This window comes from Syntrophotalea acetylenivorans, assembly GCF_001887775.1.
GTDB lineage: Bacteria > Desulfobacterota > Desulfuromonadia > Desulfuromonadales > Syntrophotaleaceae > Syntrophotalea_A > Syntrophotalea_A acetylenivorans.
In genome coordinates, this window is sequence record NZ_CP015519.1 from 81,820 (window position 1) to 94,655 (window position 12,836).

Consider the following 12,836-nt stretch of genomic DNA (forward strand, 5'->3'; position numbering starts at 1 on the left):
TTACAAAATGAAAGTATTGGTTGTTGCTCACTATTTTCCGCCCGTTGGTGGAGCAGGCGTTCAACGTACTGCAAAGTTTGTAAAATATATGCCGGAGCTTGGGTGGGATCCCATTGTTCTTGCAGCGGAAAACCCCTCTGTGCCTGTTTTTGATAATAGCCTGATGGATGACCTTCCGCCGGAAGTAAAAATAGTTAGAACAAAAACACTTGAACCGTCATATCAGGTAAAAGAAGCGTTGGTGAAAGGCTCTCCAGATAAATCAAAGTGGAAAAAATGGCTTTCTTCCAAACTGCGATCATTCATAAAAGCCCTTCTTTTGCCAGATCCACAAATTCTTTGGTGGCCATGTACGATCTGGCAGATGTTTAAAATAATTAAAAAAGAAAAAGTAGATGTCGTGTTCGCAACGGCGCCGCCATTTTCAGTTTTGTTTTTTTCAACGATTTTAGGTCGTTTGTGCGGTGTACCAGTGGTTATAGATTTTCGGGATGAGTGGGTATTTGCTCGTGAGACACTTGAACAGACTGCCAAAGGTTGGTGGCCAAGGTTTTTTGATCAATTTATGGAGCGACTTTCTGTCGGACTGTGTACAAATTTTACGGCAGCCACCCAAAGTTATGTCACAAGTATCTCGGCAAGACACCAAAAGCAATCCCGTGGTAAAGGAATTGTAATTACCAATGGTTTTGATGAGGACGATTTTTCAGGATTAGGTGCTGAAAACTCCAATGATAATCCCGGTGAGATTGTTTCAATTGTGTACGTTGGCACTGTTTGGAAGGCCACAACTTTAAAGCCGTTTATTGATTCCATAAATGATTTTGTTAAGGACAATGAAAAACTAGCGAAAAAAATAAGGGTTAAAATTTTTGGCAGAGTTGTGGATAGTGAAAAAGATTACCTGATTTCATCTCAAGCCAGGTTTGATATCCAACTATTAGGTTATCAACCGCATAAGGACATTTTAAAAGAGTTGGTCGCAGCAGATACCCTCCTTTTGACTCTCACAGATTTGCCAGGTGCTGAGAGGATTATTCCTGGCAAGCTTTTTGAATATCTTGCTTCTGGAAGCAGAATATTGGCTGATGTTCCTTCTGGGGAGACAAAGAATATTTTGGAAAAATGCCCAAAGGGGCGCGTTTTGTGGCTAACCAGGGATAGAGAGTCCACGTCACGTTTATTTAAAAAACTTATAGGGTGCCCAAAATTGTCTTTTGCACAAGCCCCTGAAATAGAAGTGTATAGCCGTCGATTTTTAACAAAAAGACTTGTTGATGTTTTTGATTCTGTTCTTGGGGGGAAGGCATGACTGTGCGTGTTGGAACAATAATCCATGGTGCTCTTGGTGACTGTTATGAGCAGCTTTGTTGCCTAAAACTTTGGAAAAAAAACAAAGATGTAAAGGTCGTAGGGTTTTTTGCTGTAAAAGACCGTATGTTGGCTATGTTGAACTATGATCTTGATATGTTGGATGAAGTATGGCCTGCCACAGAGATTGAAAATGTCAATGTAGACTATTTTTATCAGTATCAAATTCGCGATTACGAATTAAATAAATTTTTGCTTGATGACCTTCCAGATAAAATTCGTGAAAAGTTTGATTTTAAAAGAAATATAAAGCCTTGGAGTTTTATAAGGAGGCACGACTTTCATAGTTCAGGAATAAAACTTAATCTTAGTGAAAGTGGTAAAAAATACCTTCCGATTTGTATGGAAAATAATGATATCGATAAATCCATTTTTGATGAAAAATTTACTGTTGGATATTTATGGAGATATCGGTCTGGGGGGGCAATTAAACCATATTTTCAAAGGCCAAAAGACTGGGTACTGAAAACAAAAAGTGAGCTTTTTAATCATGTTATTAATAAGTACAACGCTCATGTTTTTGTTTGCGGTATGGCTAAAGAAGAATCTTTTAGGGTTAATAATGATCTTGATGAAGCTGGAGTTGTAGCTGGCGAGTATTTAAGTAAGTACGCCAATGACCGGTTGGACTTACCAGAATCAAACTGTACTTACCTTAAAGGCCTTGGCTATGCTGCAGAGATGGAAATTATGTCCCGATGTGATCTGCTTATCATGATGCCTTCTGGTTTTTCTGAGCCTTTATGGATGATGCAAAAAACACCTGTTGTTATGCTGGACCCTCCACCAGTTTATACAGCCAAGTTGTTTTGGAATCGTATGCCTTTGTTTGATAATAAATCGCTTAAAGGGGCTATTTTTAATTCAATTGTTCCACATACGGCTAAAAATGTTATCAGCTATTTAGAGGGAAGAGGTTTTTTGCCCTTAGCTTAGTTGACGTCAATCCAACAAGGAGTGACCTATGAAAAAGCATCTCTTCTTACAGGCAATTATTTGCTTAACTTTTGTTGCAACTACATATGGTTTTGGCCTGCCAGACTATCTTCCCGATGGTCCCCATCCTAGAATTTGGCTTACCTCTTCGGAGTTGGCACGACTGCGGTCTGACATGGCCGAGAACACCCCAGAGTGGCAGAGTTTAAGCACTTGGTTAACCAATAATTACCCAGCTACCAATTATGATGTTAGATGCCCCTCACCATCGAATCCCTCTTGGCGATCAATAAACTGGGATGGCCATAGCTTCGGCAGTTATCGAGGGCTTGGTTGGCTTAAAAACATTGTTAACTATTCTCTAGCTTATCAGATATTGAAAGCCAGCGACCCGACCACGGCAGAGCTTTACGGCAATCAAGCGGTTGATATTGTTAACGGCATGATCGCAACGCACTCTGTTGGCGAAGAGAACGACAACGGCATATTGATGATGCGGGCAGGGGATGCGGTTTATAACCTGACCAACAATGCCGATGAAGTCACAGCCGCAACAGTAGCGGGGGAGTATATATCGCCAACGTACCGGGTGGGAAAATACGGTTATCCTGCCAGGGCAATGATGGCCTTGCCCATTGCCTATGACTGGCTATATGACCTGTTGACTCCGGCTGAAAGAACCCTTTGGCAAGATGTTATGTTTCGCTACTTCGATTGGGTCAGGGGTGTTACTTCTACCTACAACGATGGCGTTGTTTATGATGGGGTGCGTTATCATGAACAGTCTGATGGCGTTTGTGACGGCGTGACCAATGTTTGCACCTCTGTTAGCGACTTCTATCAAACTGGCGCTTCGTGGGAGGACATCGGGGATAACTTCTGGTCCGGTCACTTTGCAATGATGTCTCTGATTGGTGTGGCTACCTATGGAGATAACGCAGACGCGGCATCTTATTACAATTACGCCTTAAGTGAAATGTGGGAAAATAAGCTCAAGGCTTATTGGAATGATCCCCAATACGGGAAGGGTGGGGATGCCGTTGAGGGGTGGAATTATGGCGGTGGTTATTTCCGCTCTTATCAAGCCTTGTGGGGAATGTATACGGCTACAGGATATAACTTTTTCAACGATACCAGCCACCCCCAGGAGATGGTGCAGAGTTATATCCATTCCACCGCCGCAAACATGACCGATATGTATAATCATGGGCAGTGGAGCGGTAGCGCCGTTGGTCGTCCGTTTGATTACCATTTGTTTATGCCAAAATTCGTGCTTGATCAAATCGGTGATACCACCTATGCGCCAATAGCCCAAAGTTATTTGGATACTGCCGACTTTGCCGTTGTTACGGACGACTGGTCGCAGCTCATGTTTAAATTCGATTCAGCGAGTACAACAGACTACAAAACGCTCCCTCTCCACTATTGGAACGAGGGAAGCGGCTTGTTTTCTTTCCACAGTAGCTGGGATGATTTGTCGGACACTGTTTCATCGTGGTTTCAGTTAGGGCACGGCACCAGTTCAACCCATGAAAATTACGATGAAGGGGCGTTTCAAGTAATTCGTGGTAATGACAAATTGGTTTGGGATGCTGGTTTAAACCGAGATGAGTGGCGGCAGTCTGTTTTGCGCTTTGGCGTATCCGGCACTACAGGTAGTCAACGCCCGTGGGGTACACAGTGGGTGTTAGATAAATCTGTCGTTGGTCAAGAACACGATGCTGCTTACAACTATATAAAAGCTGATTTGCGTGGTGGTTATCAGAAATACTACTACAGTTCAAAAACTGCTGATATTTACCTGAAAAGTGTCTTGTATCTGCGCCCGAATCTCTTTGTTGTTTATGACGTAACCCGCACCGATCCAACCAACGCAAATAAATGGAAAGATTGGCAAACGCAGTATCCTGGCACCCCTACAACGGATGTTGGAACGCAAACCATCACCTTTTCCAATGGCAGTTCCAAGGCGTTTGTTAAGACGCTCCATCCTGCCGTTTCTTACAGTACGGCAGTGGAGTCTGGTGTTTATAACTATGTGAAAGCGCGACCAAATGTTGAGCAGGAATACGATCAGTTTTTACATGTGATTGAAGCGACTAGTTCCACCCAGAACCAAATGACCACAGCAGATGGCTTTTTATCCACAGATGGAAAAATGCGGGGTGCTTATATCCAGCATAGCAGCATACCTTGGGTCGTTCTTTTTAGTGCTGATCAAGATGGGGGGGATGTATCAGGTGATATTTCCTATACAGTCGAAACTTCCCAAGAAGATCGCCCTAGGCATATTCTGCTTGGGCTGCCTCCGAATACAAGATATAAAGTCAGAGTAACCGACAGCAGGGATTTCAGCTTGACAGTCGATGCGACTGGCGACCATGTGTCTTCAAGTCAGGGCGTGTTGTCTTTTGGTCCGCCGGTTTTTAAAGAGCGTACCTTGCAGTAATTCGAACAACAACACTGCTGACTAATGGCACCTTATATCACTCGGAAAAGTTTCTACGTGCTGGCTTCTCTGCTTTTTGCAGCAGGACTCACTTTGGGACTAAGGGCTGAACGCTCTTCCTTTTTAGCCGTCGAGCAGAAAGTCAGCCGTCCAGTGGTGTTGGTGGTGATGGCTGGGGATTCAATCATCAGATTGCCTGTTGCTGCAGCTCGATATCGCGAGGGAGGGGTTGAGAAAGTATTGCTGACCAACGACGGCGTCCTCGGTCGTTGGTCAAAGGAACATCAGCGCAACCTTTATCAGGTGGAATGGGCAGCTCGCAGACTGGTCGAGTTTGGAGTGCCGGAATCTGCTATCGTGAACTTGCCCTTTTCAAAAAGCGGCACGATTCACGATGTACGGGCCGTTCTACGGTATGTAGAGGACCGCGGGATAGAGCGTCTGCTGGTGGTGACCTCTGACTACCATACTCGCCGTACGTTGTGGACCTTTCAGCGGGCATTTAAAGATTCTTCCGTGCAAGTTGGAATTTTTGGCGCTGAAGGCGCCATACAACATGAATCCACTATTTGGCAAGAGCTCGCCGAATACAGGACGCTGATAGTTGAGTTTGGCAAGTATATCTATTATCGGGTTCGTTATTAGCAAAGACTCGTGATGAGTGATGAGTGTTAGCAATACTTCCGTAATGCGTAATACGTGATGGGTAATAAGTGAAGTCATATACCACAATTTCTTTTAAACCCGTTAAGATTTACGCCTCACGGATTTTAAGGCGAGTGACGGCTTTAAAATGAGCAACACATATCCTCAAATTCTCCATCACGGGGCCTTGCAGGGCGTTACCGGTTCCTGTCATGAATTGCGTTTGTCCGGGAAGAGCGGCATCCTCATCGATTGTGGTCTTTTCCAAGGGGAGGAGGCGGAGGGGCAGGGAGCCAGATCCAAAGGGCAAGGATTAAGAGGCGACAACGAATCCTGGCAGACCATCGAATTTCCCATTGAACATATCAAGGCCCTGGTTGTCAGTCATGTGCATATCGACCATGTGGGGCGTATCCCTTATCTGCTGGCAGCAGGCTTTGAAGGGCCGATCTACTGCTCGGAACCTTCCGCGCTCTTGCTGCCGCTGGTTTTGGAAGACGCAGTAAAGGTTGGTTTCACACGGGACTCTCGCCTGGTAGAGCGTTTTCTCAAACGTCTGCAAAAAATGATCGTGCCGTTGCCATATGGGCGCTGGCAGAAAATCGAGACCGATTCCGATGTTCGGCTCGATATCAAGCTGCAGCCGGCAGGGCATATTCTCGGCTCGGTCTATGTGGAATGCAGGGTACGCTCTTTGTCAGAAGACAGCGGTCATTTGCCTGTAACTAATGAGCATAACCTTGCGGCCACCAACCGTCAGTGCGAGCTGCGTTACATTTTTTCCGGCGATCTCGGCGCACCCTATGCGCCGCTGTTGCCGGCGCCTCGTTCACCCTACCGGGCCGATGTGCTGGTGCTGGAAGCGACCTATGGTGACAGGCTGCACGAAGGGCGACGGGAGAGGCGTCAGAAATTGCGCCGGTTGATCGAAGGGGCGTTGCAGGACCGGGGGGTGGTGCTGGTGCCGGCCTTTTCCATCGGCCGTACTCAGGAACTGCTCTACGAGCTGGAAGAGATCATTCACCGCCAGGGGAATCGTACGACCCCTGCTAGTTTGCCCTGGGACGAGTTGGAGATCATTGTCGATTCGCCGCTGGCCAGCCGCTTTACAGAGGCCTATCGGGCGTTGCGTCCTTATTGGGATGCGGAGGCCCGTCGCAAGGTGCGAAGTGGCCGACATCCGCTCAGCTTCGAGCAACTGACTACCATCGACAGCCATACCGATCATCAGCAGGCCGTCGCCTATCTGCAGAAGACTGGCCGTCCCTGTGTGGTGATTGCCGCCAGCGGCATGTGCAGCGGCGGGCGCATAGTCAACTACCTAAAGGCACTGATCGGCGATCGGCGCACCGATGTGCTGTTCGTCGGCTACCAGGCAGCCGGAACCCCTGGGCGGGACATTCAGGTTTATGGACCCCGGGGCGGTTATGTGGTGTTGGACGGCAAGCGCTATCCGATTCGCGCCCGGATTCACACCATCGGCGATTATTCGGCCCACGCCGACCAGCAGAACCTGATCAACTTTGTCCGGCGTATGCGCCATCGGCCCCATACCGTGCGACTAGTGCATGGCGATGCCGAGGCCAAACGAGCTTTGGCGGCGAAGCTGAAACAGGTCATACCAGGCTTGCTGGTTGATATCCCTTAATGATATAAGGTTTGAAAGCCGTAATGAGTGATGCGTGACGCGTGACCGGTTGTCAGCCGTTACTACTAACTCTTACTGATTACTGATTACAGCGTTACACTATTCTGTGTCCAGTTCTAGTTCTAAGGACGTTTGGTGCGTAGGCATAACAAAAACCCTTTTACCACAGAGAACACAAAGGGCACGGAGAAATTCAATAACTCAACAGGGGTTCTCTGTGTACTCTAGTGAGCAAAGCGAACGGGTGGTAAATGCCAGGGTTTTGATCGGTCTGCGTAAGGTCATTATCGGATGTGAGCACTGTCCAATTCTTGTTTTAAGGCCTATGACTTAGTTCAAGGAGGTAGGGCAAGGTCATTTCACCACGGAGAGCACAGAGATTCATTCAAGACAAAGGCTTTTCTCTGTGTACTCTAGTGAGCAAAGCGAACGGGTGGTAATAAACAGAACTTTAAGGCCGTAATGCTTGATGGATTGTGCCGTGAGGATGAAAACGTAAGGTGTAAGGACTTATACGATTCACGTGTTTTTACTCACGGATTTACAAATTTGCGCCCCATAACTTGATTGAAGAAAAAAAGAAACAAGCAGATTGCATGCTGATTCCAGTGATTTTATCCGGCGGTTCGGGTACCCGCTTATGGCCCTTGTCCCGGGAGTTGTATCCCAAACAGCTGTTGCCGTTGGTGAATGATGCCACCCTGCTTCAGGAAACGGTGCTGCGCCTGGACGGACTGGCGGGCATGGGCAAACCGCTGGTAGTGTGCAACGAGCACCATCGTTTTATGGTCGCCGAGCAATTGCGACTTATCGACTGTCCGGCGGCTTCCATCCTTTTGGAGCCGGTGGGACGCAATACCGCTCCGGCTGCGGCGGTGGCGGCCCTGCAGGCGATGGTTGAAGGAGATGATCCTTTACTGCTGGTGCTGCCGGCCGATCATGTGATTCGGGACGCAGAGGCGTTGCGTGAAGAGATTGCAGGCGGGATGCCTCTGGCCGAGGCGGGGCGGCTGATTACCTTCGGCATCGTTCCGGACAAGGCGGAAACGGGCTATGGGTATATTAAGCGAGGCGCTTCTTTGAATTCTGGCGGTTGCCGGCAAGAGCTCGTTCAGGACACTGCTTTTGAGGTAACCGAGTTCGTTGAAAAACCGGACCTGGCTACAGCGGAACAATTCCTGGCCGAAGGCGGTTATTACTGGAACAGCGGCATGTTCTTGTTTCGGGCTTCCCGTTACCTGGAAGAACTGGAACAATTTGCGCCCCAAATATTGACCTGTTGCCGACAGGCATTGCAACAGGCCGAGCAGGATCTTGACTTTGTTCGTCTCGATGCCGGGGCTTTTGCTGCCTGCCCGAAGGATTCCATCGATTACGCGGTAATGGAGAAGACCGATACGGCCGCGGTAATTTCCCTGGATGCCGGCTGGAACGATGTCGGTTCCTGGTCAGCCTTGTGGGAGTCGGGCGAACCGGACGCCGACGGTAATGTGTTGCGTGGTGACGTGCTTACCGAGGATGCCCGCAACTGTTATCTGCATTCCTCCGGGCGCATCGTGGCGGCAGTTGGTTTGGAGGACCTCGTGGTGGTGGAAACGGCGGACGCGGTGCTGGTTGCTGCCCGCGACCGGGTGCAGAATGTGAAAGATATCGTGGCCCGGTTAAAAGCCAAGGGTAGAGGGGAGGCGTTGCTCCATCGCCGGGTCAACCGCCCCTGGGGCAGTTATGAGGGTATCGACCAGTCCGAGCGGTTCCAAGTCAAGCGCATTACGGTTAATCCTGGCGCCAGCCTGTCATTGCAATTGCACCATCACCGTGCCGAACACTGGGTGGTTGTCACGGGCACGGCGCGGATTACTAAAGATGGAGAGAGCTTTACCCTTACGGAAAACCAGTCTACCTATATTCCCCTCGGGGTGGCTCATCGACTGGAGAACCCCGGCATCATCCCTCTGGAACTCATCGAAGTGCAGTCGGGCAGTTATCTGGGGGAGGATGATATTGTGCGTTTTGAGGATACCTTCGGCAGAGATTGAAAAGCGTTTTACCGCAGAGAACGCCGAGGGCGCAGAGGAATGACAAGATACAGAGGGAAAAGCTTGGTCTACTGATAATTTTCCATTTCTTCGAAGTCAAAAACGACCTAAAGAGGATTGTTTATAATTATAGGTTTTCTCCGTGATCTTTGCGCTCTCTGCGGTAAATAATATGTAGTTTAAGGTGTTTGGCCGACGGCATAGGGGAAAATCAGGCTTTGGGATTGAGCATGAATGAAGAACTTGATCAATTGACCAACGCTATTATCGGTGCAGCTATAGCCGTTCATCGGGAGTTGGGTCCCGGGCTTCTCGAATCAGCTTATGAGGCTTGTCTTGCTTTTGAACTGACCGAAAGGGGCCTTCAAGTTGAACGGCAGAAGCCGCTTCCGGTTGCTTACCGGGGTATTCAACTGGATTGTGGTTATCGCTTGGATTTGTTGATCGAAAACAAAGTAATTTTGGAGCTGAAAACTGTCGATCGACTGCAGCCGATCCATGATGCCCAACTTCTCTCATATTTGAAGGTGGCGCAGCAGAAGGTTGGGCTTCTGATAAATTTCCATTCCTTGAGAGTCAAAGACGGTATAAAAAGGATAGTCAACAAATATTGAATTTCTCTGCGTTCTTTACGACCTCTGCGGTGAAGGAGTTTGAAAGATAAAAGGATTGAAAGGCTACTTACCGCCGAGGGCGCCGAGTACGCAGAGGATGGATAAGATTCAGGGGGAGGGAATCTTGGCCTACTGATAACCTTCCATTTTCTGGAAATTAAAGAACACATAAAGAGGATTGGCCATAGTTATGGATTTTCTCTGCGTTCTTTGAGATCTCTGCGGTAAAAGGGTTTGAAAGAGAACAGGATTAAAAGGCTACTTACCGCCAAGGGCGCCGAGTACGCAGAGGATGGATAAGATTCAGGGGGAGGGAATCTTGGCCTACTGATAACCTTCCATTTTCTGGGAATTAAAGAACACATAAAGAGGATTGACCATAGTTATGGATTTTCTCTGCATTCTTTGCGATCTCTGCGGTAAAAGGGTTTGAAAGATAACAGGATTGAAAGGCTACTTACCGCCGAGGGCGCCGAGAACGCAGAGGATGGATAAGATTCAGGGGGAGGGAATCTTGGCCTACTGATAACCTTCCATTTCCTGGAAATTAAAGAACACATAAAGAGGATTGACCATAGTTATAGATTTTCTCTGCGTTCTTTGCGATCTCTGCGGTAAAAGGGTTTGAAAGAGAACAGGATTAAAAGGCTACTTACCGCCGAGGGCGCCGAGTACGCAGAGGATGGATAAGATTCAGGGGGAGGGAATCTTGGCCTACTGATAACCTTCCATTTCCTGGAAATTAAAGAACACATAAAGAGGATTGACCATAGTTATAGATTTTCTCTGCGTTCTTTGCGATCTCTGCGGTAAATATGGTGTTTAGGGCTTTTGGTTTTGCTTGACCAGCGTCCAATTGAGGGTTTAGGGGGCTCATCCCAAGGATTGATTGAACCTGTTACGCGTTACGAATCACGGCTTACGGCCTTTAAGTCTTATGGGGGATACACATGCAATGTGTTGCTGATGTCATGAAAAGGGATGCCTGGTACCTGGCCTTGCTGGTGCCGTTGTTGGCGGTGGTCTACGCCACCGTGGTGCCGGATATGGCGGGGCAGTGGTCAGATGATCCCAACTACTCCCACGGCTTTCTGGTGCCGTTGATTGCCGGGTATTTTATATACCAAAAATGGCCGGAATTGCGTACGACACCGATTCGTCCCAGCCGTCTGGGGCTGCCGGTTATTCTGGCCAGCCTTTCTCTGCTGGTGGTCGGTATCGCCGGCACCGAATACTTTACCATGCGCTCCTCACTGGTTTTTCTATTGGCCGGTATCGTTCTGTACTGGTTCGGTGGGCAGGTGCTGAAAGTTCTTGCGCTGCCCATCGGTTTCCTCTTGTTCATGGTTCCCTTGCCCTACATCGTCTACGATGCCATGGCTTTTCCCCTGAAGTTGTTCATTACCAAGGTCTCGGTCTTTGTGCTCAAGGCCACTGGCATCATCGTCTGGCGGGAAGGGAATATTATCATGTTTCCGCAGACGGTACTGGAAGTGGCAGACGCCTGCAGCGGACTGCGCTCGCTGATGTCCCTGCTGGCCCTGAGCGTGGCCTTTGCCTTCTTCTCGCAGAAGACCAACCTGAAGCGGACCCTTCTGGTATTGTCCGCTATCCCCATCGCCATCATCACCAATATGCTGCGGGTTATCGTCACCGGCTTTCTCGCCCAATATTACGGCAGGGCCGCGGCGGAGGGTTTTTTTCACGAGTTTGCCGGGATGGCGGTGTTTGCCATGGCTATGGTTTTATTGGTGGCATTTAGTGCCGTAATACGTAAGGCGTGAGGCGTAATTGGTAAAAGCTCGTAATGTGTAATACGTAAAGCATAAAGGGTTGAAAACTTTTTAAAGGCTTAAGGGGGTTAACCGTTTACGCCTTACGGCTTACGGCTTACGGCTTACGGCTTACGGCTTACGGCTTACGGCTTACGGATTTTAAAGGGGGAGAGATGAAAAACCACAAGGATCTGGATGTTTGGCAACTAAGCATGGGCCTTGTGACGGATATCTATAAACTCACAGGCGTTTTTCCAAAGGAAGAAATCTATGGCCTCTCAAACCAGATGCGAAGAGCGGCGGTCTCTGTCCCCTCAAATATTGCCGAAGGTGCAGCAAGGAATTCAAAGAAGGAATTTATTCAGTTTCTGCATATCTCTCTTGGATCACTCGCTGAAGTTGAAACTCAATTGATCATTTCAAATAACCTGGAATATGCTCTTGCGATTGAGAGCTTTTTAGAAAAGGTCGAACGGGTAAAAAGAATGCTGAACGGTCTTATTTTTCATCTTAAAAAATAGTTGGTTTGCTTTAAGATCACAGGGGCGATTTGATGGGTTCTTTCTAAAAACGACATTTATTTCATTTGCTCTGTAGTTGGCATGGGCCTTTAACCTATTACGCGTTACGGATTACGCTTTACGGACTTAAAACCAATGATTACCAAATATCGCTTCTTCATCGTTTACGCTCTGCTCATTGCTGCAGCCCTGTTCGTTCATTTGCACGAGGATGTGGCGGTGCCGGTTAATCGACCATTGGCGGAAATTCCACATCATCAGAGCGACTGGCGCATGACAAGTCAGACCCGGTTTGACGACCGGATATTGGAAGTGCTCAAGCCGACCGATTATCTGTCCCGCAGCTATACGGATCAAAAGGGCAACCGGGTCGGGTTCTACCTCGGCTATCATGGCGGCGGTCCAGACAGCGGTCCGATTCATTCGCCGAAGCACTGTCTGCCGGGTAGCGGTTGGCAGGAACTGTCGGCGGAGACTGGCGAGTTGACGGTGGATGGGGCAAATATCCATCTTGTAAAAGCTGTTTACCAGAACGGCTACAGCAATGAACTATTTATCTACTGGTTTCAGGTCAAGGGGAAAAGCCTCGTCAACGAATATGCCCTCAAAATTGCTGAGGTGACCAATTCCATTTTTTACAATCGCAAGGACTCGGCATTTATTCGCATCTCGGTGCCGGTTACAGAGGATCTCGATAAGGCGGTAGCGGTAGGAGAACGGTTCGTTCGCGACTTTTATCCACACATTTGTTCAGTGCTTCCCAAGTGAGGCAAGATCGTTACGCGTTACCTGTGATCTGTGATCTGTGACGGGCAAAAACCGTGATCTGTGACGTGTGACC

The 12,836-nt window shown here is 48.2% G+C and carries 10 protein-coding genes; all 10 read left to right on the forward strand.

The window, feature by feature from the left end:
* The first annotated feature begins 7 nt into the window (after window positions 1-7).
* Complete coding sequence (locus A7E78_RS00370) at window positions 8-1,312, forward strand: glycosyltransferase family protein (RefSeq protein ID WP_072282413.1); 1,305 nt, start codon at window positions 8-10, stop codon at window positions 1,310-1,312.
* Window positions 1,309-2,307 carry a hypothetical protein gene (locus tag A7E78_RS00375; RefSeq protein ID WP_072282414.1) on the forward strand — a complete coding sequence of 333 codons (999 nt, stop codon included), beginning with the start codon at window positions 1,309-1,311 and terminating at the stop codon, window positions 2,305-2,307. Before A7E78_RS00370 ends, A7E78_RS00375 begins: the two co-directional genes overlap by 4 nt.
* A 28-nt stretch (window positions 2,308-2,335) precedes the next feature.
* The gene (locus tag A7E78_RS00380; protein WP_072282415.1) at window positions 2,336-4,756 is read left to right on the forward strand and encodes a hypothetical protein; all 2,421 of its coding nucleotides are present in this window, start codon (window positions 2,336-2,338) and stop codon (window positions 4,754-4,756) included.
* 57 nt (window positions 4,757-4,813) lie between these two features.
* Window positions 4,814-5,401: a YdcF family protein gene (locus A7E78_RS00385; protein ID WP_072282416.1), complete on the forward strand. Its 588-nt coding sequence runs from the start codon at window positions 4,814-4,816 to the stop codon at window positions 5,399-5,401.
* Between the two features lie 148 nt (window positions 5,402-5,549).
* Window positions 5,550-7,049 carry an MBL fold metallo-hydrolase RNA specificity domain-containing protein gene (locus A7E78_RS00390; protein ID WP_072282417.1) on the forward strand — a complete coding sequence of 500 codons (1,500 nt, stop codon included), beginning with the start codon at window positions 5,550-5,552 and terminating at the stop codon, window positions 7,047-7,049.
* A gap of 596 nt (window positions 7,050-7,645) precedes the next feature.
* Entirely contained in the window at window positions 7,646-9,085 is a 1,440-nt protein-coding gene (locus A7E78_RS00395) for a mannose-1-phosphate guanylyltransferase/mannose-6-phosphate isomerase (protein ID WP_072282418.1), read from the forward strand.
* Window positions 9,086-9,315: 230 nt separating this feature from the next.
* Window positions 9,316-9,699 carry a GxxExxY protein gene (locus A7E78_RS00400; RefSeq protein ID WP_072284968.1) on the forward strand — a complete coding sequence of 128 codons (384 nt, stop codon included), beginning with the start codon at window positions 9,316-9,318 and terminating at the stop codon, window positions 9,697-9,699.
* A 950-nt stretch (window positions 9,700-10,649) separates the two neighbouring features.
* The gene (gene xrtA, locus A7E78_RS00405) at window positions 10,650-11,483 is read left to right on the forward strand and encodes an exosortase A (protein WP_072282419.1); all 834 of its coding nucleotides are present in this window, start codon (window positions 10,650-10,652) and stop codon (window positions 11,481-11,483) included.
* Between the two features lie 164 nt (window positions 11,484-11,647).
* Entirely contained in the window at window positions 11,648-11,995 is a 348-nt protein-coding gene (locus A7E78_RS00410; RefSeq protein WP_072282420.1) for a four helix bundle protein, read from the forward strand.
* A 135-nt stretch (window positions 11,996-12,130) separates the two neighbouring features.
* Window positions 12,131-12,763 carry an exosortase C-terminal domain/associated protein EpsI gene (locus tag A7E78_RS00415; protein WP_072282421.1) on the forward strand — a complete coding sequence of 211 codons (633 nt, stop codon included), beginning with the start codon at window positions 12,131-12,133 and terminating at the stop codon, window positions 12,761-12,763.
* Window positions 12,764-12,836 lie beyond the last annotated feature (73 nt).